The 26113-nt window shown below is 67.5% G+C and carries 24 protein-coding genes; 2 read left to right on the top strand and 22 right to left on the bottom strand.

Annotated elements, in window-relative coordinates:
* Positions 1-21: 21 nt before the first annotated feature.
* From hflC to EJP67_RS01835, 16 genes are all read right to left on the bottom strand, one after another.
* Positions 22-921 (bottom strand): protease modulator HflC, encoded by a 900-nt coding sequence (gene hflC / locus EJP67_RS01910; RefSeq protein ID WP_126018843.1) that lies wholly within the window; start codon positions 919-921, stop codon positions 22-24.
* A gap of 17 nt (positions 922-938) precedes the next feature.
* Positions 939-2294, bottom strand: coding sequence for an FtsH protease activity modulator HflK (gene hflK, locus EJP67_RS01905; RefSeq protein ID WP_126018841.1), 1356 nt, complete (start codon positions 2292-2294; stop codon positions 939-941).
* Between the two features lie 32 nt (positions 2295-2326).
* Entirely contained in the window at positions 2327-3538 is a 1212-nt protein-coding gene (hflX, locus tag EJP67_RS01900; protein ID WP_126018839.1) for a GTPase HflX, read from the bottom strand.
* Positions 3539-3592: 54 nt separating this feature from the next.
* Positions 3593-3838: an RNA chaperone Hfq gene (hfq, locus tag EJP67_RS01895; protein WP_026346229.1), complete on the bottom strand. Its 246-nt coding sequence runs from the start codon at positions 3836-3838 to the stop codon at positions 3593-3595.
* A gap of 165 nt (positions 3839-4003) precedes the next feature.
* A complete protein-coding gene (gene der, locus EJP67_RS01890) occupies positions 4004-5347 on the bottom strand; it encodes a ribosome biogenesis GTPase Der (RefSeq protein WP_126018836.1) in 1344 nt (447 codons plus the stop codon).
* A 69-nt stretch (positions 5348-5416) separates the two neighbouring features.
* Complete coding sequence (gene bamB / locus EJP67_RS01885) at positions 5417-6559, bottom strand: outer membrane protein assembly factor BamB (RefSeq protein ID WP_126018833.1); 1143 nt, start codon at positions 6557-6559, stop codon at positions 5417-5419.
* A gap of 7 nt (positions 6560-6566) precedes the next feature.
* A complete protein-coding gene (locus tag EJP67_RS01880) occupies positions 6567-7259 on the bottom strand; it encodes a YfgM family protein (RefSeq protein WP_126018831.1) in 693 nt (230 codons plus the stop codon).
* 5 nt (positions 7260-7264) lie between these two features.
* Complete coding sequence (hisS, locus tag EJP67_RS01875) at positions 7265-8587, bottom strand: histidine--tRNA ligase (protein WP_126018829.1); 1323 nt, start codon at positions 8585-8587, stop codon at positions 7265-7267.
* 12 nt (positions 8588-8599) lie between these two features.
* Positions 8600-9889 carry a flavodoxin-dependent (E)-4-hydroxy-3-methylbut-2-enyl-diphosphate synthase gene (ispG, locus tag EJP67_RS01870; protein WP_126018826.1) on the bottom strand — a complete coding sequence of 430 codons (1290 nt, stop codon included), beginning with the start codon at positions 9887-9889 and terminating at the stop codon, positions 8600-8602.
* Positions 9886-10857, bottom strand: a complete 972-nt coding sequence (locus EJP67_RS01865; RefSeq protein WP_126018824.1) for a helix-turn-helix domain-containing protein — start codon at positions 10855-10857, stop codon at positions 9886-9888. The genes ispG and EJP67_RS01865 overlap by 4 nt, the downstream gene beginning before the upstream one ends.
* Positions 10850-11707, bottom strand: a complete 858-nt coding sequence (gene pilW / locus EJP67_RS01860; protein ID WP_126018822.1) for a type IV pilus biogenesis/stability protein PilW — start codon at positions 11705-11707, stop codon at positions 10850-10852. The genes EJP67_RS01865 and pilW overlap by 8 nt, the downstream gene beginning before the upstream one ends.
* A 4-nt stretch (positions 11708-11711) precedes the next feature.
* The gene (gene rlmN / locus EJP67_RS01855; protein WP_126018820.1) at positions 11712-12863 is read right to left on the bottom strand and encodes a dual-specificity RNA methyltransferase RlmN; all 1152 of its coding nucleotides are present in this window, start codon (positions 12861-12863) and stop codon (positions 11712-11714) included.
* 23 nt (positions 12864-12886) lie between these two features.
* Positions 12887-13312: a nucleoside-diphosphate kinase gene (gene ndk, locus EJP67_RS01850; protein ID WP_019653122.1), complete on the bottom strand. Its 426-nt coding sequence runs from the start codon at positions 13310-13312 to the stop codon at positions 12887-12889.
* 153 nt (positions 13313-13465) lie between these two features.
* On the bottom strand, positions 13466-15238 hold the full coding sequence (locus EJP67_RS01845) for a pseudouridine synthase (RefSeq protein WP_126018818.1): 1773 nt from the start codon (positions 15236-15238) through the stop codon (positions 13466-13468).
* Positions 15235-16185, bottom strand: coding sequence for an SMC-Scp complex subunit ScpB (gene scpB / locus EJP67_RS01840; protein ID WP_126018817.1), 951 nt, complete (start codon positions 16183-16185; stop codon positions 15235-15237). Before scpB ends, EJP67_RS01845 begins: the two co-directional genes overlap by 4 nt.
* A gap of 128 nt (positions 16186-16313) precedes the next feature.
* Positions 16314-17339 carry an RluA family pseudouridine synthase gene (locus EJP67_RS01835; protein WP_420824255.1) on the bottom strand — a complete coding sequence of 342 codons (1026 nt, stop codon included), beginning with the start codon at positions 17337-17339 and terminating at the stop codon, positions 16314-16316.
* 23 nt (positions 17340-17362) lie between these two features.
* On the opposite strand from EJP67_RS01835, the gene EJP67_RS01830 reads away from it, so the two are divergent.
* Positions 17363-18172 carry an outer membrane protein assembly factor BamD gene (locus EJP67_RS01830; RefSeq protein WP_126018814.1) on the top strand — a complete coding sequence of 270 codons (810 nt, stop codon included), beginning with the start codon at positions 17363-17365 and terminating at the stop codon, positions 18170-18172.
* 56 nt (positions 18173-18228) lie between these two features.
* Here the strand turns inward: EJP67_RS01830 and EJP67_RS01825 are convergent, their stop codons facing one another.
* Positions 18229-20325 carry an ATP-dependent DNA helicase gene (locus tag EJP67_RS01825; protein WP_126018811.1) on the bottom strand — a complete coding sequence of 699 codons (2097 nt, stop codon included), beginning with the start codon at positions 20323-20325 and terminating at the stop codon, positions 18229-18231.
* Positions 20322-20525 carry a YdcH family protein gene (locus tag EJP67_RS01820; protein WP_093201587.1) on the bottom strand — a complete coding sequence of 68 codons (204 nt, stop codon included), beginning with the start codon at positions 20523-20525 and terminating at the stop codon, positions 20322-20324. The genes EJP67_RS01825 and EJP67_RS01820 overlap by 4 nt, the downstream gene beginning before the upstream one ends.
* A 108-nt stretch (positions 20526-20633) precedes the next feature.
* Between EJP67_RS01820 and EJP67_RS01815 the strand changes: the two genes are divergently transcribed.
* Entirely contained in the window at positions 20634-21407 is a 774-nt protein-coding gene (locus EJP67_RS01815) for a PP2C family protein-serine/threonine phosphatase (RefSeq protein ID WP_126018808.1), read from the top strand.
* A 36-nt stretch (positions 21408-21443) separates the two neighbouring features.
* Here the strand turns inward: EJP67_RS01815 and EJP67_RS01810 are convergent, their stop codons facing one another.
* The 4 genes from EJP67_RS01810 to odhB form a co-directional block, all read right to left on the bottom strand.
* The gene (locus EJP67_RS01810; protein WP_126018806.1) at positions 21444-22115 is read right to left on the bottom strand and encodes a hypothetical protein; all 672 of its coding nucleotides are present in this window, start codon (positions 22113-22115) and stop codon (positions 21444-21446) included.
* On the bottom strand, positions 22112-23212 hold the full coding sequence (gene zapE, locus EJP67_RS01805) for a cell division protein ZapE (protein WP_126018804.1): 1101 nt from the start codon (positions 23210-23212) through the stop codon (positions 22112-22114). The genes EJP67_RS01810 and zapE overlap by 4 nt, the downstream gene beginning before the upstream one ends.
* 13 nt (positions 23213-23225) lie before the next feature.
* The gene (gene lpdA, locus EJP67_RS01800) at positions 23226-24653 is read right to left on the bottom strand and encodes a dihydrolipoyl dehydrogenase (protein ID WP_126018801.1); all 1428 of its coding nucleotides are present in this window, start codon (positions 24651-24653) and stop codon (positions 23226-23228) included.
* A gap of 156 nt (positions 24654-24809) precedes the next feature.
* Positions 24810-26081, bottom strand: a complete 1272-nt coding sequence (gene odhB, locus EJP67_RS01795) for a 2-oxoglutarate dehydrogenase complex dihydrolipoyllysine-residue succinyltransferase (RefSeq protein ID WP_126018799.1) — start codon at positions 26079-26081, stop codon at positions 24810-24812.
* Between the last annotated feature and the right edge of the window lie 32 nt (positions 26082-26113).

The following is a 26113-nucleotide window of genomic DNA, read 5'->3' as shown; positions in this document are numbered from 1 at the left end:
GTCGGCTGCGGCCGTAAGTGATCAACGGCGAGGCGCGCTGGTGGTCGAGCCCGAGCCCTGCATGGCGCGGAAGAAGTCCGACGACGGGTCGAGCACCATCACGTCGCTCTTCTTGTTGAAGCTCTGCTTGTAGGCCTCGAGGCTGCGGTAGAACTGCGCGAACTGCGGGTCGCGGCCGAAGGCCTCGCTGTAGGTGGCGGCAGCCTGGGCATCCCCTTCGCCCTTGATCTTCTGGGCATCGCGGTAGGCGTTCGCCACGATCACTTCGCGCTGGCGGTCGGCGTCTGCGCGAATCTTCTCGCCCTCGGCCGTGCCGGTGGAACGCAGTTCATTGGCCACGCGCTTGCGCTCGGCTTCCATGCGGCGGTAGACCGACTCGGTGATGGCTTCCACGTAGTCGACGCGCGTGATGCGCACATCCACCACGTCCACGCCCCAGGGCTTGCTGCCCTTCACCACCGAGAGCACCTCGCGCTGCACATCGGCCATCAGGGCCTCGCGGCGCACCGAGATCAGGTCGCGCACCGTACGCTTGTTGATGTTTTCCTGGAAGGCGTTGCGGACCACGCGGTTGAGCTGCATGGCACCGGCGTTCTCGTCGAGGCCGACGTTGCGGATGTAGGCCTGCGGGTCGCTGATGCGCCAGCGCACGTACCAGTCGATCACCACGCGCTGCTTCTCGGCCGTGAGCATGGGCTCGGTGTCGACGCTGGAGAGCGTCAGCAGGCGCTTGTCGATGTACGACACGTTCTGGAACGGCGGCGGCAGCTTGAAGTTGAGGCCGGGCTCGGTGATGACCTGCTTGATCTGGCCGAGGGCATAGACCACGCCGAACTGGCGCTGGTCGACCACGAAGAGCGTCGAGCTTGCCAGTACCAGCAGCACGAGGATCGAGGTTGCGATGAATCCGATTCTGTTCATGTTCTTGCGGGCCTTTCTCAACGCACGTCGCGGTCACGCGAGCGGCCGTCGCGGCCGCGCACGTCGTTCGTGGCAGGGGCCACCGGGATGACCGAGGACTGTGCCGGCGCCGTGCCGGCGACGCTGGGGCTGGCCGCATCGACCGGCGTTGCCGCGTTGCCGCCGCTCATCTGCATCAGCTTGTCGAGCGGGAGGTACAGCAGGTTCGAGCCCTGCTTGCTGTCGACCAGAACCTTGGTGGTACTGGCGTAGATCTGCTGCATGGCGTCGGTGTACATGCGGTCGCGCGTCACCTGCGGGGCCTTCTGGTACTCCGACAGCACGGCGCTGAAGCGGCCCGCATCACCCTGCGCCTGAGCCACGATCCGCGCCTTGTAGGCCTCGGACTCTTCCTTCAGGCGCGAGGCCGTACCGGTGGCCAGGGGCACCACGTTGTTGGCGTAGGCCTGCGCATCGTTCTTGGTGCGCTCGCGCTCCTGGCCGGCCTTGAGCACATCGTCGAACGCGGCCTGCACCTGCTCGGGCGGACGCACACCGCCTTGCTGCAGGTTGATGCCGACGACTTCGACGCCGATCTTGTAGCGGTCGAGAATGGTCTGCATCAGCGCGCGCACGCGCGGCGCGATCTGGTCGCGCTCCTCGGCGAGCGCGGCGTCCATCTTCATCTTGCCAACCACCTCGCGCACGGAAGTCTCGGCCACCTGCACGACGGTGTCGGCGGGCGACTTGCTCTCGTACAGCCAGGCGCGCGGGTCGCTCAGGCGGTACTGAACGGCGAACTTGATCTCGACGATGTTCTCGTCTTCGGTCAGCATGGCCGATTCGCGCAGGCCGGTGGAACGCACGATGGCGTCGCGGCCCACGTCGGCCGAACGGATCTGCGTGGTCACCACGACTTCGTGGCGCTGGATGGGATAAGGCAGGCGCCAGTTGAAGCCTGCGCCCACGGTGCTCTTGTACTTGCCGAACTGGGTGATGACGGCCTGCTGGCCTTCGTTCACGATGAAGAAGCCGGTGCCGAGCCAGATCAGCACGGCCACCGCCGCCACGAGGCCGATGCCGAAGCCTGCGTTCTTCATGTCGGGCTTGTAGCCGTTGCCGCCGCCGCCATTGGGACGGTTGCCGCCGCCCTTGCCGCCGAAGAAGCCGCCGAGCTTGCGGTTGAGGTCGCGCCAGAGTTCATCGAGGTCCGGCGGGCCCTGGTTGGGGCCCTGGCCGCGGGGACGGTTGTCGTTGCCGTTGTTGCCTTGGGGCGGAGGCGTGGGGCCGCCGGGGGGATTGGCATCGGGGGGCCGGTTGCCGGCCGGGCGGTCGCCGTTGGAGGAGGACGGCTCGTCGCCGCGCCCCCATCGGCCGTCGTTCAGGTTGAACATGCCCAGAAACCCTCTCCGCGCTGGCTTTGAATTCATTCGCTTCGTTCTCTTGTCAGTGGCGGGATTGTGCCCAATCCATCGGTTGCATCGTGCAATTCAGCGTCCGCAGCAGGGGTCATCGTATCGGGTGCGGAGCCTGACTGCCGGGCAAGCTCGGCTCGGAGTAGCGGCACGCCCTCGCCGGTCCTGGCGCTGAGGAAGATGCGGGGGACCTGCACGCCGTCGATTTCCATCTCGTCCTGAAGATGCAGCGGATGCTGCGTGCTTTCAAGGGCGTCGAGCTTGTTGAAGACCAGAAGCTGCGGCACGGTGTCCGCGCCGATCTCGCGCAGCACCGACTGCACCTCGGCCATCTGCTCGGGGTAGTGCGGGTTGGAGGCATCGACCACGTGCAGCAGCAGGTCGGCATCGACCGCCTCCTGCAGCGTGGCCTTGAAGGCATCGACCAGCCCGTGCGGCAGGTCGCGAATGAAGCCCACCGTATCGGAGATCGACACCTGCCTGCGCGCATCGCCCAGGTAGAGATGGCGCGTGGTGGTATCGAGCGTTGCGAACAGCTGGTCGGCCGCATAGGCGCGCGCCTTGACCATCGCATTGAAAAGCGACGACTTGCCCGCGTTGGTGTAGCCCACCAGCGAGATGTTGAAGGCGTCGCGGCGCTCGCGCTGGCGGCGCTGCGTGCCGCGCTGCTTCTGCACCTTGGAAAGGCGCTCGCGCGTGCGCTTGATCGACTCGCCGATCATCCGGCGGTCGAGTTCGATCTGCTTCTCGCCCGGGCCGCCGCGCACGCCCGCGCCGCCGGTCTGGCGCTCGAGGTGCGACCAGCGACGAACCAGCCTCGTGCTGAGGTACTGCAGGCGGGCGAGCTCCACCTGCAGCTTGCCTTCGTGCGAACGCGCGCGCTGGGCGAAGATTTCGAGGATGAGGAAGGTCCGGTCGTAGACAGCGACGTCGAGCTGGCGCTCGAGGTTGCGCTGCTGCGCAGGGCTCAGGGCCTGGTCGAAGATGACCTCGCTCGCCCCGTGCAGGGCAGCCAGCTCCTTGATTTCTTCGGCCTTGCCGCTGCCAACGAACAATGCCGCGTCGGGCGCCTTGCGCTTGCACGCGAGGCGGGCGACGGGCGTGAGGCCCGCGGTCTGCGCAAGCAGGCCGAGTTCCTCGAGTTCGCTGTCGAAATGGGGCAGCCCGAAATCGACGCCGACGAGAACGGCGGCGCCTTCCTGGCGGGAAGTCAGTTCAGACAAGCGGGATCAGAAATAGGGAAAAGCGCGGCAGCGGTGCCGCCGCGCTCCGCGCGATCAGGCGGCGTTGTCGTCGTTCTCGGTAGCCGAGAAGTTGACGGCACGACCTGGCACGATGGTGGAAATGGCGTGCTTATAGACCATCTGCGTCACCGTGTTGCGAAGCAGCACGACGTACTGGTCGAAAGACTCGATCTGACCCTGCAGCTTGATACCGTTCACCAGGTAAATGGAGACCGGCACATGCTCGCGACGCAAGGTGTTCAGAAACGGGTCTTGTAGAAGTTGCCCTTTATTGCTCACGATATTCTCCGTGTTCAAGAGTAGTTGTTGGAGGAGAAGACCTTAACACAGGGTTTCCGCGCCGCAGCAATCGCACCCAAAAGCCTTTGAAAAATAACGTCTCTCAAAAGCCGGAACTTCCACCCCGGTCAGAACTCAACGGCGGCCATCCGCCGCCAAATTCAGTCAGTCGTCCTTGTCGACGAAGGGATTGTGGGAGCTCTTGAACTCGATGCGCAAGGGGGTACCCACGAGATCGAACTCCTTGCGGAAGCGTCCCTCGAGGAAGCGCTTGTAAGCATCGGTCACATGTTCGAGCGAATTCCCGTGGATCACGATCACCGGCGGGTTCATGCCCCCCTGGTGCGCATATCGCAGCTTGGGACGGAACATCCCGCTTCGCTTGGGCGCCTGGAACTGCACCGCCTCCAGCAACAACCTTGTCAGCACCGGCGTCGACATCTTGCGCGTGGCCGACTTGTGGGCCTGCGCGATGGCCTGCCAAACCGGGCCCAGGCCCTGGCGCTTGATGGCCGAGATGAAATGCAGCGCCGCGAACTTCAGGAACGCGAGGCGGGTCTCGATCTGCCGCTGGATCTGCTCGCGCTGGTAGCTGTCGACCGCGTCCCACTTGTTGATGGCGATCACCACCGCGCGGCCGCTTTCGAGGATGTAGCCCGCGATGTGCGCGTCCTGGTCGGTCACGCCCTGCGTGGCATCGAGCAGCAGCAGCACCACGTTGGCCGACTCGATGGCCTGCAGCGTCTTGACCACCGAGAACTTCTCGATCGCCTCGAACACCCTGCCCTTGCGGCGCAGGCCTGCCGTATCGATCAGCTCGAAGCGCTGGCCGTTGCGCTCGAAGGGTACGGAGATTGCGTCGCGCGTGGTGCCCGGCATGTCGAAGGCCACGAGGCGCTCTTCGCCCAGCCAGGTGTTGATCAGCGTCGACTTGCCCACGTTGGGACGACCTGCCACAGCCAGCTTGATCGGCTTGTTGACGTCGTCCTCTTCCTCCTCGTCATCGGGGTCGGGAAGGTTCAGCGGCGCCAGCGCCAGCTCGACCAGGCCGCGCATGCCCTGCCCGTGCGCCGCGGACACGCCGTGCACCTCGCCCAGCCCGAGTTCGTAGAAGTCCACCAGCTTGGTGCCGTCGTGCATGCCCTCGGCCTTGTTGGCCACCAGCACGCAGGGCTTGCCGATACGGCGCAGCTCGTTGGCGATGTCATGGTCCTGCGCGGAGAGTCCTTCTCGTGCATCGACCACGAAGATCACGACGTCGGCCTCGGCGACGGCCTGTCGCGTCTGCTTGGCCATCTCCTTGTATATGCCGCTGCCGGCGTCAGGCTCGAAACCGCCGGTATCGATGACGATGAATTCGCGCTTGCCCAGGCGGCCGTTGCCGTAGTGGCGGTCGCGCGTGAGGCCGGCGAAGTCGGCGACGATGGCGTCGCGCGTCTGCGTGAGCCTGTTGAAGAGGGTCGACTTGCCGACGTTCGGCCGCCCGACCAGGGCCACGACCGGCGTCATGGCCGGCCTTTCGAGGGCGCGGTTTTCATGGTCGGGCCTTGGAAAGAGAGAAGGAAAGAAGAAAGAGGGTTACTCGGGGCGATAGCCAAACACGCCACCCTTGGCGGTCACCACGACCACCGTGTTGCCGGCCAGTGCCGGCGCAACGGTGATGGCCGAGCCGTCCGGCGTGATGCGGTTGAGCAGCGCGCCGTCTTCACGCGAGACGAAATGCAGGGTGCCGGTGTCCTCGCCGATGATCAACGAGCGGCCCACGGCCAGCGGCGAAGTCAGCACGCGGTTCTTGAGGCGCGACATCTGCCAGGCGCGCTCGCCGTCGGCACGGCGCCAGGCCACGACGCTGCCGTCGGATTCGGTGCCGTAGATGAAGCTCTCGTTGCCGCTGACGCCGTCGGCGCCGGAGGCGGGCTTGCTCCAGACCAGCGAGCCGCGCACCGTTTCGACGCAGCCGACGCTCGCGTAGTACGCACGCGCGCAGATCGTGTCGCCGAAGCGGCTCACGCTGCCGGTCAGGTCGACCAGGCGCTCCACATCGTTGGTGCCGCGCGGCGCCGCAATGGGCGATTCCCAGCGCGAGGTACCGTTGGCGGGGTTGATGCCCACCAGCCGGCCACCGATGCCGGCCACCAGCGTATCGCCCACGGCGAGCAGCACGCCCGACTTGCGCAGCACCAGGTTCTCGCCCGCGCGCTGCTGGATCCACAGGCGGCGGCCGCTCTGACCGTCCCAGGCGCTGATGCTGCGGTCGGCGGTCTGCACGAACACGCGGCGGCCCGCCACCAGCGGCGCGGTGAAGGCCTGCGCCGAAAGCTTCTGCTTCCAGAGCACCTTGCCGTTCTCGATGGCGACCAGCTCGTTGCCGGTGGTGACGACTGCCGCCACCGATCCGTCGCTGCCCACACCGGCCGCCAGCGGAGCGCCAGCGCTGGCGCGCCAGACTTCACGGCCGGCGCGCGCGTCGATGGCGACCACCGTGCCGTCGCTGCCGGCCACGGTGACCGTGTCGCCGCTGACGTCGGTGGTCAGGGGGAACTTCACCTCGGGGATGCGCACCGTCCACGCCTGGCGCACGCCCATCAGGGCCGGGTTGGCGGGAAGCTCGTCCGGCTTCGGCTTGGACGAACCCGAGCAGGCAGCCAGGAGCGCTACCAAAACGAGAGCTGATCCCGCACGCAGGGCGGACGATTCAGGCATGAGGCGCTTGAAATTCATGATGCGGTCAGGGAGTCTTGGGAGCTGCGGGAGTGACGGTGACTACAGGAGCCAAGCTCTTGGGGTCGACGCCGACCGCGTTGAGCTTGATCTCCACCAGGCGGCGGTAGTCGGAAGCGGCGCCGAGGCCAGTCCAGGCCTTGCGGTATTCGGTCTGAGCCTCTGCGCGCTTGCCCTGGGCCAGGTAGATGTCGCCCTTGCGGTCGGCCACCAGGGGTTCGAATTCCTTCGGCACGCCGCCGTCGAGCTGCTTCAGGGCCTCGTCGTAGGACTTGCCGTCGAGCAGTTCGGCCGCCAGCCGCAGCCGGGCAACGGCCTTGTAGCCGGGGTCGATGGCGTTCTGGGCCACCCATTCGAGCTCGGCGCGCGAACCCGCGGCATTGCCCTTCTCGTACAGCGTCTTGGCGACCAGCAGGCCGGCCTGCTGCGCGTAGGTGGTGCCCGCGAAGCGCTTCTTCATGTCGTCGAGCACGAGCGCGATGCGCGCCGGGTCGCCCGCCTGCGCGGTCTTCTCGATCTCGTCGTAGAGCGACGAGGCCTGCGCCGCCTTGTTGCGGCCATACCATTGCCAGCCGTTCCAGGCCACGAAGGCGCCGGCAACGAGCAGCACGACCGAGGTGATCAGGGTGCCGTAGGTATTCCAGAAATGCTTGAGCTGGTCGAGCTGTTCCTGTTCTTCGAGGTCGAGATGGGTTGCCATGCGTGTCAGGTATTGGGAGCCGGCGATTGTAGGGTGGCGGCCCAGGCGGCCACTTCCGAAAGAGACCGGGCGACTTGGACGCCGCCTGCGTCGCGCAACGACTTGACGGTGACCTCGCCGCGCGCCAGTTCGTCGTCGCCGAAGATCAGCGCGTAGCGCGCACCGCTCGCGTCGGCCTTCCTGAACTGCGCCTTCATGTTGCCGCCGCCCGCGTGCTGCAGCACGCTGACGCCCGCGGCGCGCAGTTGCTCGAGCACCACCATGACCTGCGGCAGCACCGCGGCCGAGGGAACGACGGCATAGGCCGCGGGCGCCGCGGACGGCACCGGCAGGCCCAGTTCCTGGATCAGCAGCAGCAGCCGCTCGATGCCGAGGCCGAAGCCCACGGCCGGCGCCGGCTTGCCACCCATCTGCCCGATGAGCCCGTCGTAGCGCCCGCCTCCGCAGACGGTGCCCTGCGAGCCCAGTTGGTCGGTGACCCACTCGAAGACGGTGAGGTTGTAGTAGTCCATGCCGCGCACCAGGCGCGGATTCACGCGATAGGCCAGGCCCGCGGCATCGAGCACGGAGCGAACGGCGTCGAAGTGCGCGCGCGATTCCTCGCCGAGGAAGTCCATCAGCTGGGGCGCGGCCTCGACGATGGCCTGCATCGCCGGGTTCTTCGTGTCGAGGATGCGCAGCGGGTTGCTGTGCAGGCGCCGCTTCGCATCGGCGTCGAGCACGTCGGCATGCGCCTCGAAATGGCGGATCAGCGCATCACGGTGCGCCTGGCGCTCCGCCGGCTGGCCGAGGCTGTTGATCTCGAGGCGCACATGCTCGCCCTCGACCAGGCCGAGTTCGCGCCAGAGCGCGCGCACCATGAGGATCAGTTCGGCGTCCACGTCGGGGCCCGGGAAGCCGAGCGCTTCGACGTCGAGCTGGTGGAACTGGCGGTAGCGCCCCTTCTGCGGCCTCTCGTGGCGGAACATCGCCCCCATGGTCCACAGGCGCAGCGGGCCGTTGTAGAGCGCGTTGTGCTCGACCATCGCGCGCACGATGCCGGCCGTGGCCTCCGGGCGCAGCGTGAGCTTGTCGCCGTTCATCGAGTCGGTGAAGGAGTACATCTCCTTTTCGACGATGTCGGTGACCTCGCCGAGACCGCGCACGAACAGTGCGGTAGGTTCGACCACGGGCGTCACGATGTAGTGGTAGCCGTAGCGGGCCAGCAGTTGCCGCACCTTCTGTTCGAACCACGACCACAGCGCCGAATCGGGCAGGCGGTCGGTGCGCGGCACGCTCGCCGGCAATATGTCGTTCATGCCTTTGACGGCATTGATCTTGTCAGCCATAGGAGAAAGCGGTCAGGCGACGTCGGCAGCCAGCGGCTGGCCGAAGCGCTTTTCAATGTAGTTTTCGACGAGCTGATGGAACTCGTTGGCGATATTGTCGCCGCGCAGCGTGAGGGCCTTTTCGCCGTCGATGAAGACCGGTGCCGCAGGCGCCTCGCCCGTGCCGGGCAGGCTGATGCCGATGTCGGCGTGCTTGCTCTCGCCGGGGCCGTTGACGATGCAGCCCATGACGGCCACCTTCAGCGTCTCCACGCCCGGATATTTCTTGCGCCAGACCGGCATCTGCATGCGCAGGTAGTCGTCGATCTGCTTGGCCAGCTCCTGGAAGGTGGTGCTGGTGGTACGGCCGCAGCCCGGGCAGGCGGTGACGCTCGGCACGAACACGCGCAGGCCGAGCGCCTGCAGGATCTCGGAGGCAATCACCACCTCCTGCGTGCGCGGCTCGCCCGGCTGCGGCGTGAGCGACACGCGGATCGTGTCGCCGATGCCCTCCTGCAGCAGGATCGACAGCGCCGCGGCCGACGCCACGGTGCCCTTGGTGCCCATGCCGGCCTCGGTGAGGCCCAGGTGCAGCGGATAGTCGCAGCGGCGGGCCAGTTCACGGTAGACCGAGATCAGGTCCTGCACACCGCTCACCTTGCACGAAAGAATGATCTGGTTGCCGGCCATGCCCATCGACTCGGCCAGCCTGGCGGACTCGATGGCAGAGGTGATCAGCGCCTCGTACATCACCTGCTTGGCGTCCCAGGGCTCGGCGCGCCGGCTGTTGGCGTCCATCAGGCTGGCGAGCAGTTCCTGGTCGAGGCTGCCCCAGTTGACGCCGATGCGCACGGGCTTGTTCCAGCGCATGGCGGCGTCGATCATCTGGCCGAACTGCCTGTCCTTTTTGTCGCCCTTGCCCACGTTGCCCGGGTTGATGCGGTACTTGCTCAGCGCCTCGGCGCAGGCCGGATAGTCGGTCAGCAGGCGGTGGCCGTTGTAATGGAAGTCGCCCACCAGCGGCACGTCGATGCCCATACGGTCGAGCTGCTCGCGGATGTAAGGGACCTGCGCGGCGGCCTCGGGCGTGTTGACCGTGATGCGGACCATCTCGGAGCCGGCCTGGGCCAGCTCCTTCACCTGGATCGCCGTGCCGATGGCATCGACGGTGTCGGTGTTGGTCATGGACTGCACGCGCACCGGGGCGTCGCCGCCCACGGTGACCACGCGCGGCCCCCAGACCACGCTGGCCTGGCGCGAGCGGCGGGCCTTGGGAGCCGCGGCCTCGATCGGAACGGGAAGGCAATTGCCAGTGGAGGTCACGACTTCACCTCGAAACGCGCCACGCCACCACCCTTGGTGAAGGGCTTCAGGTCAAAGGGCTGGCCACGGACCTGCACGTCGACGCTCGAAGCGCGGCCGACCACGACCGACAGCGGCAGCGTGCCCGACAGCCCCACCGTTTCGCCTGCCTGCAGGCTGCGGCGCAGCAACTGCTTGCCGCCGGCTTCGGTCACGGTGATCCAGCATTCCTCGCGAGCCACGAAGACCAGCTGCTGGCTGCTCGAGGCTGCAGCCACGGGCGTGGCCGCAGGTGCAGCAGCAGCCGTGGCAGCCGGCGCGGCAGCGGTAGCCGCGGGCGCACCGGAAGCAGGCGCCGCGGCCGGAGCCTCGCTGGCCACCGGACCACTGGGCGCCACGGCCTGTGTGGGCACGGTTTCGGCCACGGATCCGCCGGCCGAGGCCGGACCGTTGGCGGAAGGCGATTCCGCACCGGAATCGCCGCGCGCCGCAAGGCGCGACACGGAAGCGCCGAGCTGATCGAACACCGACTGCGGCAGCCAGAACAGCGCACCCGCGCCGATCAGCAGCAGCAGCACGACGATCAGAAGCGGCCGCGAAGGCAGCCCGCTGGAGCGGCCGTTGCCGTTCCAGCGCGGCGTGCCCGAATTGATGTTCGAGCGGAGGGTGCGGTCGGTTTCGGCGAGCGACACCTTCTGCGTGCTGGGCAGCTTCGCGAGCACGGGGGCCGGGTCGATGCGCAGGGCGCGGCAGACGCTGCTGGCCAGTGCGCGGGCGAAGACCGGGTCGGGCAACGAGGCGATGTCGTCCGCCTCGAGCGCCATGAGCTTCTGCGGCGGAACCTTCAGGGCCGCGGCCACCATCTCGATGTGCAGGCCGTGGGCCTCGCGCGCCTCGCGCAGCAGGTCACCGGCCGTCTTGTTCGCGATATCGCCAGCTTCCAGTGGCAATGCTGCGGAAGTGCCGAACTCCGAAACCCGATCAGTCATTGAAATTCCCGCGCTCGTACGCTGTTGCCTCCCGCGACTGGGGGAAGCGTCGTTGCAGTTGGCCTCCCAACTGCGCGACTGCCTCGCGGTTGTTCAGCTTACGTTCGATCTTGATGCCCAGCCAGAGCGTCTCTGCGCTGGCCGCGGCGCTGTTGTTGACGCGGCGGATGTAGAACTGCGCGCGCGACCATTCCTCGCGCTGCGCCAGCACGGAAGCCAGGTTGAAGGCGACCACCGGGTTGCTGGCGTCGATCTCGTAGGCCTGCATGAGGGTGCGCTCGGCCTTGTCGCGCTGGCCGGCCTTGAGCTCGCACACGCCCTGTGTCATGAGCGTCTTGGCGCGCTCGGTGTAGGTCGGTACGGCCAGGGCCTCGCCGAACTGGGCGGCCGCGTCGCCATAGCGGTTCTGCTGGCACAGCAGCCAGCCATAGTTGTGGCGCGTGTTCGGGTCGCGCGGATTGATCGCGATGGCACGGCGGAAGCTGTCTTCGGCCAGGGCGGCGTCGTCGAGCCGCATGTAGACCAGGCCGCGCAGGTTGTAGGCGTCGGCGTTGTTCGGGTCGGCGGCCAGCGCCTGCTTGATTTCGTCGAGCGCGACGGTGGTCTGGCCGTGCTCGAAGTAGCCGGCGGCCAGTTCCATGCGCAGGCGCGCGCGGCGCTGGCGGCTGGACTCGTCGGACTCGGTGACGATCTCGGTGCCCTTGGACGAGTTGCTGCTGTCGGCCAGGCTGGTGGTGGTGGTGCGCGTGCTCACGCAGCCCCCAAGCAGCAGCGACACGGCGACGCCCGCGAAACCCACCGTCAGCATCCGCTGCACGTTCGCGGTCGTCATCGAAATGGCCATGCTCATCGGTTCAATGCTCCTGGGAGGCGGTCTTGCGGACCGGATGCAAAACAACGGGGCGCTGCTCGGCCGCACGGCGCTGCGCCATGCGCTCGGCCGCGCGGGTACGGTCCTTGACGTCGCCGGCGAGCTGACCGCAGGCGGCATCGATGTCGTCGCCGCGCGTCTTGCGCACGGTGGTCACGAGACCGGCCTCGCTCAGCGCCTTGGCGAACGCCAGGACGCGCGGCTGCGGCGAACGCAGCAGGCCCGAGGCCGGAAACGGGTTGAACGGGATCAGGTTGAACTTGCACGAGATGCCGTGCCTGCGCACCAGTTCGACCAGTTGGCGTGCATGCTCTGGCTGGTCGTTCACGCCGTCGAGCATGCAGTACTCGAAGGTGATGAAGTCGCGCGGGGCATGGGCCAGGTAGCGCTTGCAGGCCTCGATGAGTTCGTCGATCGGGTACTTGCGATTCAGCGGAACGAGGTCGTCGCGCAGCGGATCGTTGGGCGCGTGCAGCGAAACCGCGAGCGCCACGGCGCAATCGGCGCCGAGGCGGTCGATCATCGGCACCACGCCGGAGGTCGACACCGTCACGCGGCGGCGCGACAGCCCGTAGGCGTTGTCGTCGAGCATGGTGCGCAGCGCTGGCACGAGCGCCGAGTAGTTCTGCAGCGGCTCGCCCATGCCCATCATCACCACGTTGGAAATGACGCGCTCGTCGCGCTTGAGGTGCTTGCGAAGGAAGTGTTCGGCAAACCAGAGCTGGGCGACGATCTCGCCCGTGCTGAGGTTGCGGCTGAAGCCCTGATGCCCCGTCGAGCAAAAGCGGCAGCCAACCGCACAGCCGGCCTGGGACGACACGCAAAGAGTGCCGCGGTCGTCCTCGGGAATGAATACGGCTTCGACGGCATTGCCGTCACCGACGTCGAACAGCCACTTGATCGTGCCGTCCCTGGATTCGTGCTGCGTGATGACCGGCAGGGCCTCGACGCGAGCGGTGGTCGCGAGCTTCTCGCGCAGCGACTTCGCCAGATCTGTCATCTGGGTGAAGTCGCTGGCGCCACGCTGGTGGATCCAGCGGAACAGCTGCGTGGCGCGGAATTTCTTCTCGCCGAGTTTTTCGCAGAACGCAGCCAACCCCTCGAGATCGAAATCGAGCAGATTGGCCGTGGTCATGGAATCGGGGCGAGATCCGGGTTTCAGCGTGCGTAGACGTTGAGGCCGGCGAAGAAGAAGGCCACTTCGTTCGCGGCGGTTTCGGGAGCGTCCGAACCGTGAACGGCGTTGGCGTCGATGCTGTCGGCGAAGTCGGCGCGGATGGTGCCGGCGGCTGCCTTCTTGGGGTCCGTGGCGCCCATCAGGTCGCGGTTCTTGGCGATGGCGTTCTCGCCTTCGAGCACTTGCACGAACACGGGGCCCGAGATCATGAACTCGACGAGGTCCTTGAAGAAGGGACGCTCCTTGTGCACGGCGTAGAACTGCTCGGCTTCGTTGCGCGACAGGTGCACCAGCTTGGCGGCGACGATCTTCAGGCCAGCGGCCTCGAAGCGGGAAACGATCTTGCCGATGACGTTCTTGGCAACTGCGTCGGGCTTGATGATGGAAAGGGTACGTTCGATAGCCATTGAAATGCTTCCTGGAGCTTTGATTTTGAAGTGTTTTGTCACAACTGCAACGAGTTTGTTGCGTCACATGTCGACAAAGCCTCTGATTTTAACCGGCACAGCCTTGCGGATTGGTGAAAACCCCGCGAAAGGCCGCGCTGCGACGGCAGACTTTCAGCGCCCGCGGCGGCGTCCGCCGCCCTGGCCTGCGAAGCCGCCACCGCCCCCGCCGCCTCCGCGGCGCTGACCTCCTCCGCGCTGCTCCTTGCGCTGGCGCGAGAAGCTGTCGGCGCCGATGTAGCCCAGCGAGGTCTTCATCGGATCGGGCTGATTGCCACCGCCACCCTGCTGCTGGCGATCGCCGCCCTGGCGGTTGCCGTTGCCGCGGCGTCCCTGCCCTTGGGGCTGCCCGCCGCCACGGTTGGAACGCCCTCCCCGCTCGCCGCGCGGCGGACGTCCGTCGCCAAGCGGATTCGGGATCGGCGCCTCGCGCCCGCCGTCGTCACGCGCTTCGCGCATGTCGCGCGGCTGCTGCTGGCCGCCGCCGTTGCGATTGCCACGGCGCTTCTTGTTGCGGCCGCCGCGGCCGTTGCCGCCACCGCCCTCCTGCCCCGGGCCACGCTGCTGCTGGCCCGGACGGGCGACCGCGCCACCCGAGGCCTGGAACAGCGCGCGGATATCGCGGTCGTCGAGTTCCATCCAGGCGCCGCGCTTCAGGCCGCGCGGCAGCACCATCGCGCCGTAGCGGATGCGGATCAGCCGGCTGACCGCGTGGCCCACCGACTCGAACAGCCGGCGCACCTCGCGGTTGCGGCCTTCGGAGATCGTCACGCGATACCAGCAGTTGGAGCCTTCGCCGCCACCGTCCTCGATGGCACCGAACTGCGCCATGCCATCGTCGAGGCGCACGCCGTCCAGCAGCTTCTGCTTCTCTTCGGCGGTGAGCGCACCCAGCACGCGCACCGCGTACTCGCGCTCCAGGCCGAAGCGAGGGTGCATGAGCTGGTTGGCCAGGTCGCCGGAGCTGCTGAACAGCAGCAGGCCCTCGGTATTCAGGTCGAGACGGCCCACCGACTGCCACTTGCCCTGCTGCAGGCGCGGCAGCTTGCGGAACACGGTCGGGCGGTTCTGCGGATCGTCGTGCGTGACCACCTCGCCCACGGGCTTGTGGTACGCGATCACGCGCGGCGGCGGTGGCGCGATGCGATAGCGGATAGGCTTGCCGTTGATCTTGACCTGGTCGCCGTACTGGATGCGCTGGCCGATGTGGGCCGGCTCGTTGTTGACGGAAATGCGGCCCTGCAGGATCAGCTGTTCCATTTCGAGCCGCGAGCCCAGGCCGGCCTGCGCCAACACCTTGTGCAGCTTGGGCGAATCGGCCTCAGGGAGCAGCACGCGCTTGAGCGGCGGGACTTCGGGGCTTTCCTCGTCGGCGTCGAACTGGCCGGAGATGACGTCCGCGAAGCGGATCGGCTCCGGCGGCGGCGCGTTGCGCTGCTCGCGCTCGGCGGCGCGGCGGGCGCGGTCGAGGTCGTCTTCTTCCTCGTCCGGCTCTTCGTCTTCCTCGTCTTCGTCACGGGAGTCATCATCGCGGTCATCGAGGCGCTCGGCCCGATGCGCCTCGACAGGCTCCGGATCACGCGCCACCTCCGCGACGACTGCAACAGGCGCCTCTTCGACGACGGCCGCGACAACTTCCGGCTCGCCCACTTGCCGGGGCGCCTCCGCCACGGGCACGGTCTCGGCCTCGGTTTCGGGCGCAACCTGCTCGACCACCTTCTTCTTGCGTGGTGCACGCGGCTTCTTCGGTGCCTCGACTTCTGCCTCGGCCGGCGCTACCGCCTCGACTGCATCGACCGCCTTCCTGGCCGGGGTCGCCCTTTTCTTCTTCTTGACTTCGGGCTCGACCGGCAGCATCGCTGCGTCTTCGGTGTCGGTTGTGCTCATGAGGTTTTTCCGGGGGAGGGAGCGTCAGGGTCGGTCTCGTCCTCGGACGGGGCATCGGGCTCTGACGCGGGTTCTTGTTCTGGCTCGGCGGGGGCAGATTCGGCGCCCGCTTCGTTCTCGGCGAACTGTGCCTGGGCGGCCTCGATCGCTTCGGCAGCTTCGGCTGCCTTGACTGCTTCCACGACTTCGGGCGCGGTGTCGACGACCGCGGGCTCCCGGGCAGGCATCTCCAGCGCTTCAGCCGTCTCGGCAACGGCTTCTTCGCCTTGTTGCGCAGCAGCAATCTCGGCGTCCGCCGCCGGCACGCCGGCCAAGGAGAGTTCCAGCTCCGCCGATCCGGACGCATCTGCATCGCCCTCCGGCGCCGCATCGATCGGCAGCCCCTGCTGCTCGCCCGAGGCCTGCTCGAGCGCGTCGACCAGCGCCGCCTGCTGCGCGGGCGTCTCGATCAGCGGCAACTGGTCGAGCGAGGCCAGGCCCAGGTCGTCGAGGAACTGGCGCGTGGTCGCGTAGAGCGCCGGGCGGCCGACCGTTTCGCGATGGCCGATGACCTCGACCCAGCCGCGATCTTCCAGCTGCTTAAGGATCAGCGAGTTGATCGTCACGCCGCGGATGTCTTCCATGTCGCCGCGCGTGGCGGGCTGTCGGTAGGCGATGATGGCCAGCGTCTCGAGCGCCGCGCGCGTGTAGCGCGGCGGCTTTTCGGGGTGCAGGCGATCGAGGTGGTCGCGCATTTCCGGCCGGCTCTGGAAGCGCCAGCCGCTGCCGACGCTCACCAGCTCCAGGCCACGCTGCGCCCAGTCTTCCTGCAGTTCGAGCAGCAGCGCCTTGATGGTGTCCGCACCCAGCTCGTCGTCGAACAGCACGCGCATATCGCGCACCGGCAACGGCTGGCTCGAACAGATCAAGGCGGTTTCGAGAATGCGCTTGGCATCCGCCGTATTCATGGTTCGCGTTATCCGGGAAAAGGCGCCTGGGGGCGCTTGTTCAGAAGGATGGAAGGAGTAGGCGCTGCAGGCACGCGGCGAATGCAACGCAAGGCCGGTCTCGGGCGACCGGCGCGGCCCTCGGGCCGTCAGGCGCGATTGTAATCCAGCCCCCAGGCCTGCAAAGCCTGGACGAGGTCCCCCGGCAACGGCGAGCGGAACTCCAGCGCCGCTTGCGTGACGGGATGCACGAAGGCCAGCCTGAATGCATGCAGCGCCTGCCGCGACAGCCCCGCGGCCGGCGCGCCACCGTAGAGCGCGTCGCCCACCAGCGGATGGCCGATGGAGGCCATGTGCACGCGGATCTGGTGGGTGCGCCCGGTTTCGAGCGTGCAGCGCACGGCACAGCCTTCGGCGCTGCTGTCGAGCCGCTCGATCAGCGTGCGGGCGGTCTTGCCCGCATGGCGCTCCAGATCGACCACCGCCATGCGCAGCCGGTTGCGCGGATCGCGCCCGATGGGGGCGTCCACATGCCGTGCAGGGGCGCCTTCCCACTGCCTGTGGCCGATGGCCAGGTACTGCCGCTTGACCTCGCGCGCGGCGATCAGCGCCACCATCGCATCCATGGCGGGGCGCGTGCGCGCCACCACCATCAGGCCGCTTGTATCGCGGTCGAGCCGGTGCACGATGCCGGCGCGCGGCAGCAGCACCGCCTTGGGGTCGAGCGCCAGCAGGCCGTTCAGCAGCGTGCCGCTCCAGTGCCCCGGTGCCGGGTGCACCACGAGGCCGGCGGGCTTGTCGACGATGCGCAGATGCTCGTCCTCGTACACGGTGACGATGTCCATCGCCTCCGGCCGGAAGGCCTGGCTCTGGGGCGTGGGGCGCAATTCGATGCGCCCGGACTGCCCCGCCTTCACCGGCGCCGAGGCCTTGGTGACGGTGCGCCCCTGCAACTCGACGACGCCTGCCTCGATCAGCTGCTGCAGATAGCTGCGGGAAAACTCGGGCACCAGCGCCGCCAGGGCCCGATCGAGCCGCTGGCCGTGCTGGGCCGGGTCGATGACGAAGGGCCGCTGCTCGCTGGCCTCGGCCGGGTCGGCGCCCTCTTCGTGCTCGGCCACCTCCGGGCTGTCGGGGATATTGCCCAGAGGGTCGGTCGATATAATTGAGGGCAACTGTTTCACGAAAGCCGTATGTGATGATTCGCGCCAAATTATCGGTCCCCGCCTGGATCGCGCTCAGCGCGGCGGCTCTGCTGGCAGCTGGCTGCTCGTCGACCCCGACCGCCGACAAGACCGCCACCTGGAGCCCCAACCGCATCTATTCGGAAGCCAAGGACGAGGCCGGATCGGGCGCCTACGACAAGGCCATTCCGCTCTACGAGAAGCTCGAAGGCCGCGCAGCCGGCACCCCGCTGGCCCAGCAGGCACAGCTGGAAAAGGCCTACGCCCAGTACAAGTCCGGAGAGAAGGCGGCCGCCATCGCCACCGTCGACCGCTTCATGAAGCTGCACCCGGCGAGCCCGGCCATGGACTACGCGCTCTACCTCAAGGGCGTGATCAACTTCAACGACGACCTCGGCATGTTCGCGTTCCTGACGCGCCAGGACCTGTCGGAGCGCGACCAGAAGGCCGCCAAGGAATCGTTCGAGGCGTTCAAGGACCTGGCCACGCGCTTCCCCGACTCGCGCTATGCCCCCGACGCACGCCAGCGCATGAACTACATCGTGAACTCGCTCGCGCAGTACGAGGTTCACGTGGCGCGCTACTACTACACGCGCGGCGCCTACCTCGCGGCCATCAACCGCGCCCAGGTCGCGCTGGCCGACTACCGCGAAGTGCCGGCGCTCGAGGAAGCCCTGTACATCATGGTCAAGTCGTACGACGCACTCGGCATGAAGGATCTGCGCGACGACGCCCAGCGCGTGCTGACCACCAACTACCCGCAGAGCACCTTCCTCGCCAACGGCTTCAAGGGCAAGGACGACCCGTGGTGGAAGGTCTGGTAAGCCAGTCGACCTTCCTGAACCGGTAGGGCCGCAAGCGCTCTGCCGAAGCCTCCCGCTCAGTTCCTGAGCGCCTCCAGCGCGGCATCGAAATCGGCTTCGTTCTCGAGCCGCCGCATCGGAGGCAAGGCTGCCAGCAGACGGCGGCCATAGCCCATCGCCACCAGCCGTGTATCGCAGATCGCCAGCACGCCGCTGTCGGTCTCGCGCCTGATCAGGCGCCCCGCACCCTGCTTGAGCGCCACCGCCGCCTCGGGCAGCGAATAGTCGGCGAACGAACTCCGCCCCTGCGCCTCCAGCCGCTGCGAGCGCGCCTCGACCAGCGGATCGTTGGGCGGCGGAAACGGCAGCTTGTCGATCACCACCAGCTGAAGCACGTCTCCCGGTGCATCGAACCCCTCCCAGAACGACGCCGACGCCACCAGCACGCAGCCCGCGCGCCCGGCGCTCGAGCCTTCGCGGAAGCGGTCCATCAGCACGCGCTTGGGCAGTTCGCCCTGCACGAGCACTTCGGGCCGAACTTGTGCGTCGAGCAGTTCGAACTGCTGCCTCATCTCGTCGCCGATGGTGCGCAATGCGCGCAGCGTGGTCGTCAGCACCAGCGTGCGGCCGCCAAGCTCCGCCGCCCCGCGCGCCGCGAGCTGCGCGACGCGCTGGCTGTGCGACGGATCGTTGGGCTTGGGAAAGGCGCGCGGCACGTAGATCGCGGCCTGGGAGGCGTAGTCGAAGGGGCTCTGCACGCGCAGCACTTCGGCGTCCTGCAGGCCGCAGGGCTCGGTGAACCAGCGCAGCGTGGGCTCGTCGCCCAGCGTGGCCGACGTGAAGACCCAGGCGCGGCCGCCCTCTTCGTGTGCAGCGCCCGAACGCGCCAGCTGCTCGCCGTAGGCGTCCAGGCCGTCTTCCTGCTCGTCACCGTCGATCCCGGCCTCATCGGCCTCGCCGGCCTCGCCGGCGATCTTGAGCACCCGCTTGCGCATCGCATCGGCGATGTCCAGAGGCGATTCGATGAGCCGCAGTTGCGTGCCCACATCCACCCAGCGCACGGAATCGAGTTCGCACGGCAAGGCGAAGCGCGCGGTGCGTTTCGCGAGCTGGCGAGCCCGCTCGTGCAGCCGCACGAAGTCGGGCGAGATTTCGCTGACGGTGTCCAGCCCTTCCGCTGCCGCCCGGAATGCATCCAGCAGGTCGTCGAGCGCCCCCTGCCACGCCGCGGGGTCGATGCCCTCGGGCGACGGCCCCAGCCAGCGCAGCTTCGCGCCCGGCCATTGCTTGCCGACAACCAGCCGCAGATCGCGCGCGGCGCGCTCGGTGGTGGAAACCAGCTGCTGCCAGTCGACCAGGCCGCGCGCATGCTGCAGGCCCGCGGCCAGCATGTCGTGCGCGAAGTCGAGCGCCTGGCCGGTTCCGAGCTGGGCGCCCAGGAACTGCACGCCGGTCTCGTTGAGTTGATGCGCCTCATCGAACACCACCACGCTCACCGTCGGCAGCAGCTCCGCCATGCCGGTCTCGCGCACCGCGAGGTCGGCGAAGAAAAGATGGTGGTTGATGACGACGATGTCGGCCGCCAGCGCCTCGCGCCGCGCCAGGTTGACGTGGCAGGGCTTGAACTGCGGGCATTGGGCGCCCAGGCAGTTCTCGCGCGTGGAGGTGATCAGCGGAATGAGCGGCGAGCGCTCGTCGAGCCCCGGCAGCTCGGCCAGGTCGCCGGTGCGCGTGGCCTTGGACCATTGCTCGATCTTGGCGAGCGTGCGCAGGCTGCCGCGCTCTGGCAGGGAAGCATCGTGGCGCGCCATGTCGAGCCGGTGCAGGCACAGGTAGCTGGCGCGGCCCTTGAGCAGCGCCGTACGCACCGGCAGGCCGAAGGCTTCGACGAGACGCGGCAGGTCGCGGCCGAAGAGCTGGTCCTGCAGGGTCTTGGTGGCGGTGGAAAGCAGCACGCGCTCGCCGCTCAGGAGCGCCGGCACGAGGTAGGAAAAGGTCTTGCCGACGCCGGTGCCGGCCTCGACCACCAGCACACCGCCCTTGTCGATGGTGCGGGCCACGGCCATCGCCATCTCGGTCTGCCCCGAGCGTTCGCGGAACTGCTCCGCGGCGCGCGAAAGGCCACCGTCCTGCGCGAAGGCGTCGCGCACCTTGTCTTCGAGCGACCCCGTCACGCCGGCTCTTTCGGATCGAGGATGTTTTCCAGGCGGGCGATCTGGTCGCGCAGCGCGAGGCGGCGCTTCTTGAGGCGCCGAAGCAGCAGCTCGTCCTGCGGCGAGCCTTCGGCCAGACGGTCGATGGTGGCGTCGAGGTCTGCGTGCTCGATGCGCAGTTCGATCAGCTGGCGGGAAAGGGAGTGAAGATTGGAGTCCAACGGTGGGGAGCGCACGCCTGGTTTTCGCGCCGCATGTTCATTCGATAATACGTCCTGACACGAATCTCCGAGAAGACAGGAACCCGCGCCTCAGGCGCCCATTGCTTCATGACCCAAGGCTTTCGACTCGCAGCGGCCACCGGACTCCACAAGGGAGACCGCCCGTACCAGCAGGACCAGGTCCTGCTGATGAGCCACCCGCGCGTGCCCGGCTGCGTGCTGGGCGTTGTGGCCGATGGCATGGGTGGGCGCAGCGGCGGGCGCAAGGCCTCCGACCAGGTGCTCATGACGGCGCGCCAGCTCTTCACGCGCTACCAGCCCGGCAAGGAAGACCCGGAAGCCTTGCTCAAGCAGATCCTCGAGGACTCGCACACAGTCATCAAGCTCACCGCCGTTTCCGCCGAGCAGGAACCGCACAGCACGATCGCGGCCTTCCTCATGAACCCGAAGGGCGACTGCGCCTGGATCCACGCCGGCGATTCGCGCATCTACCACTTCCACGACGGAGAGCTGCTCAAGCGCACGCGCGACCACTCGTACGTGCAGGTGCTGATCGACCGGGGCCAGATCACCGAAGCCGAGGCCAACATCCATCCGCAGGGCAACATCCTGCTGGGCTGCCTGGGCATGACGACCACGCCGCCGCCCATCGACCCCTACTACATCCCGAAGATGGCACCGGGCGACCTGCTGATGGCCTGCAGCGACGGGCTCTGGCACTACTTCAGCCCCGAGGAACTGGCGAGCGTGCTCTATGCGCAGCCGCCGCGCGACGCGGTGGAAATCCTGGTGGGCGAAGCGCGCCGCCGGGCCCGGGGCACGGGCGACAACATCTCGATCGCGGTCCTGAAGCTCGATCCGCTCCCCGCTGCCGCCGCCTGAGCGCGGGCAGCGGGCGCCACCCTCTCTCTTTCCCTGTCAGGGCTTGGCCGGTCCCGGCTCGGCAGGCGGCGGGGGCAACGGCGCCCCACGCGGCTTGTCGCGCTGCTGGGCGTTGCGCCGCTCGCGATCGGCCCTGTGTTCCGCTGCACGGCGCTGCTTCTCCTCGAAGCGCCGAACGGCCTCTGGCGCTTCGGCGCGACGCTGGGCTGCCTTGGCCTGCTCGTCGGCGTGCGACTGCTGCTTGGACTGGAACTGGCGCTCGCGCTCGGCAGCTTCGGCTGCCGTGGAGGCGCGGCCGGCCGCGTGATCGGCAGCGCGCTGCTCGCGGTCCTTCTGGTTCTGGATGGATTGCTGCTGCTTCTCGGGCGTGTCCACCGAACGCTGCGTGCCCGCCTTTTCGTCGAGCTTCCTCAGCTCGGCCGCACCGCTGCGCTGGCGCTGGATGTCGTTGATCGCGGTTTCCTGCCGCTTGATGTTGTCCGTTTCGGCGCGGCGACGGGTGCGGCTCTCGCGCAGGCAGTCTTCTACCGCGAACTTCTTGTAGCAAGCGGCCCGCTCCTCGACGTAGCGCTTCTCTATGGCCTCTCGCTCGGCCGACAGCCGGCGCTTCTCGGCGTCGAGGTCGGCGCTGCCCGCCGTGGCGTTGGACTGCGCCCACAGCGGCAGGCTGGCCAACGCCATGAACAGAGCAAGAACGATTTTTTTCATGTAAGTCGGGTATCGACGACGCGGCGTTCCAGGGCAAGGAACTCGCTCGATTGCATCTCGGTGAGCCGGGAGACCGTGCGCGGAAACTCATGCGACAACGGGCCCTCGGTGTACAACGCCTCGGGCGGAACCTCAGCCGACATGATGAGCTTGCATCGCCGGTCGTACAAGACGTCGACCAGCCATGTGAAACGGCGTGCTTCGGAAGCCATGCGCACCGGCATGTGCGGCACGTCGGACAGCAGGATGGTGTGGAACTGGCTCGCGATCTCCAGATAGTCATTCTGCGAGCGCGGACCACCGCACAGCGTCTTGAAGTCGAACCAGACCACGCCGCCGGCCTTTCGCCGCGCGCGGATCTCGCGCTGCTCGATGTGCAGGATCGGGTTCTCGTCCGCCGTCTCGGCGAGCTTCTCGAAGGCCTTGCGCATCTCCTTCTCGGCCGCCGCATCGTTGGGCGTGAGGTACATGCGCAGCTGCTCCAGCGTGCGGCGCCGGTAGTCGGTGCCGTTGTCCACGCTCAGCACTTCCAGCTTTTCGTTCAGCAGCTCGATGGCAGGCAGGATGCGGTCGCGGTGCAGGCCGCCCGGGTACAGGTCGTCGGGCTTGAAGTTCGAGGTGGTGACGAACCCCACGCCGTTGTCGAAGAGCGACACCAGCAGGCGATGGAGAATCATCGCGTCGGTGATGTCCGCCACGTGGAACTCGTCGAAGCAGATCAGCTTGTAGCGCTTCGAGATGCGCAGCCCCAGTTCGTCGAGCGGGTTCACCGTGCCCTGCAGCTCGCGCAGCTCGCGGTGCACCTCGCGCATGAACTCGTGGAAGTGCAGGCGCGTCTTGCGCCGCAGCGGCACGGCGTTGAAGAACAGGTCCATCAGGAAGCTCTTGCCCCGCCCGACGCCACCGTACATGTAGACGCCGCGCGGAAGCTCCGGCCGGTTGATGAACTTCTTCAGCGCATTCGAGCGCTGGGCCTTGTACTCGGCCCATTCGCTGGCGCAGCGATCCAGCGCCTCCACGGCGCGCAGCTGCGCGGGATCGCTCTTGAACCCGCGCGCAGCGAGTTCCGCCTCGTAGGCCTGTTTGACGCTGGTCAAAAGATCGGCGGGATCAGAAGTTCAGCGTGCGCTTGTCCACGGCGAGTGCCGCTTCTTTCGTGGCTTCCGACAGCGACGGGTGCGCGTGGCAGATGCGCGCGATGTCCTCGGCGCTGGCCTTGAACTCCATCGCCACAACGGCTTCGGAGATCAGCTCGCTGGCCTGCGGGCCCACGATGTGCACGCCCAGGATCTCGTCGGTCGCGGCGTCGGCCAGAAACTTGACCATGCCGGTCGTGTCGCCCAGCGCGCGTGCGCGGCCGTTCGCCAGGAACGGGAAGGTGCCGGCCTTGTAGGCGCGGCCCGAGGCCTTGAGCTGCTGCTCGGTCTGGCCGACCCACGCGATCTCGGGGCTGGTGTAGATCACCCACGGGATCGTGTTGAAGTTGACGTGACCATGCTGGCCGGCAATGCGCTCGGCCACGGCAACGCCCTCTTCCTCGGCCTTGTGCGCCAGCATCGGGCCACGCACCACGTCGCCGATGGCCCACACGTTGGGCAGGCTGGTCTTGCACTCGTCGTCCACCGCGATGGCGCCGCGCTCGTCGAGCTTCAGGCCCACGGCTTCGGCGTTCAGGCCGATGGTGTTGGGCACGCGGCCGATCGACACGATCAGCTTGTCGACTTCCAGCGTCTGGGCTTCGCCCTTGGCGTCGGTCCAGGCCACGCTCACGCCCTTCTTCGACGACTTGATCTCGCCGACCTTCACGCCGAGCTCGATCTTGAGCTTCTGCTTGTCGAAGGCCTTCTTGGCTTCCTTGGCGATCTGCTCGTCCACCGCGCCGAGGAAGGTCGGCAGTGCCTCGAGCACCGTGACTTCCGCACCGAGGCGACGCCACACCGAGCCCATTTCCAGGCCGATGACGCCCGAGCCGATCAGGCCCAGCTTCTTCGGCACCGCGCCGATGCGCAGCGCGCCATCGTTCGAGAGGATGTTCTCCTCGTCGAACGGCGTGCCCGGCAGCGCGCGGGCGTTGGAGCCCGTGGCCACGATGATGTGCTTGCCGACGATCGACTCTTCGGCGGCGCCGGCCACCTTGATCTCGTAGCCGCCGGCGTCCGCCTTCACGAACGAGCCGCGGCCATGGAAGAACGAAATCTTGTTCTTCTTGAACAGGTACAGGATGCCGTCGTTGTTCTGCTTCACGACCTGGTCCTTGCGGGCCAGCATCTTGTCGATGTCCAGGCCCAGGCCTTCGACCTTGATGCCGTGGTCGGCGAAGTGGTGGCCGGCCTGCTCGAAGTGCTCAGACGACTGCAGCAGCGCCTTCGAGGGAATGCAGCCCACGTTGGTGCAGGTGCCGCCCGGTGCGGGGCCGCCCTTGCCGTTCTTCCACTCGTCGATGCAGGCGACGTTGAAGCCGAGTTGCGCGGCGCGGATGGCAGCGATGTAGCCGCCAGGGCCGCCGCCGATGACGATCACGTCAAATTGTTTGGACATAGGTTCTTTCGTAATTCGGTGTACCGCCTTCCGCCACGGCCGCGCGAAGCGCAGGCCATCTCCGAGGCACCCGCGGAACCGGCTTTGCCGGGCCGCCGGGTGCGCCCCCTCGAGGGGGGAGGCGGCTACACGAAGTGAGCAAGCAACGGGGGTGGATCAGATATCAAACAGCAGGCGCGACGGGTCTTCCAGCGCCTCCTTCATGGCGACCAGGCCCAGCACGGCTTCGCGGCCGTCGATGATGCGGTGGTCATAGCTCATGGCCAGGTAGTTCATCGGACGGACCACGATCTGGCCGTTCTCGACCACGGCGCGGTCCTTGGTGGCGTGCACGCCGAGGATGGCCGACTGGGGCGGGTTGATGATCGGGGTCGAGAGCATCGAGCCGAAGGTGCCGCCGTTCGAGATGGAGAACGTGCCGCCGGTCATCTCTTCGATGCCCAGCTTGCCGTCCTGTGCCTTCTTGCCGTATTCGGCGATCTTCTTCTCGATGTCGGCGAAGCTCATCTGGTCGGCATTGCGCAGGATCGGCACCACCAGGCCGCGCGGCGAACCGACGGCGATGCCGATGTCGAAGTAGCCGTGGTACAGGATGTCGTTGCCGTCCACCGAGGCGTTGAGCACCGGGTACTTCTTGAGGGCATGCACGGCGGCCTTCACGAAGAAGGACATGAAGCCGAGCTTCACGCCGTGTTCCTTGGTGAAGCTGTCCTGGAAGCGCTTGCGCAGTTCCATGACGGGCGCCATGTTGACTTCGTTGAAGGTCGTCAGGATGGCGTTGGTCGACTGCGACTGGATCAGGCGCTCGGCGATGCGGGCGCGCAGGCGGCTCATCGGCACGCGCTGCTCGGGGCGCTCGCCCAGGTCGGGGGCGCTGGCGGGAGCGGCGACCTGCGGCAGCGCGGGCTTGGCAGCCGGCACGGCGATGGTGGCGGCAGGTGCGGCAGGCTTGGCGCCCGAGGCGACTGCGGCGAGCACGTCGCCCTTGGTCACGCGGCCGTCCTTGCCCGAGCCGGCGACGTCGCCAGTCTTCAGGTTGTTGTCGGCCAGCAACTTGGCGGCGGCGGGCATGGCCACATCGGCCTTCGAGCCGCCGGTGGCGGCAGCTGCAGCTGCCGGAGCGGCTGCGGGCGCCGGGGCCGCCGCGGCGGCGGGTGCCGCTGCGGGAGCGGCAGCGCCGGCCTTGCCTTCGGTGTCGATCTTGGCGATCAGCTGGTCGGCGACCACGGTGGCGCCGTCGGGCTGGATGATTTCGGCCAGCACGCCGGCCGAGGGAGCGGGCACTTCGAGCACGACCTTGTCGGTCTCGATCTCGATCAGGATTTCATCGACGGCGACGGCTTCGCCGGCCTTCTTCTTCCAAGTGAGCATGGTGGCTTCGGCCACGGATTCGGAAAGCTGGGGGACTTTGACTTCAACGATAGACATTTGGAGTGGGCTCCGATTTGTTCTTCAGGGTG

It is taken from the genome of Variovorax guangxiensis, from assembly GCF_003952165.1.
Taxonomy (GTDB): Bacteria; Pseudomonadota; Gammaproteobacteria; order Burkholderiales; family Burkholderiaceae_C; genus Variovorax; species Variovorax guangxiensis.
The sequence above is the reverse complement of the archived record's forward strand: the minus strand, read 5'-3'. Positions and strand labels throughout refer to the sequence as shown.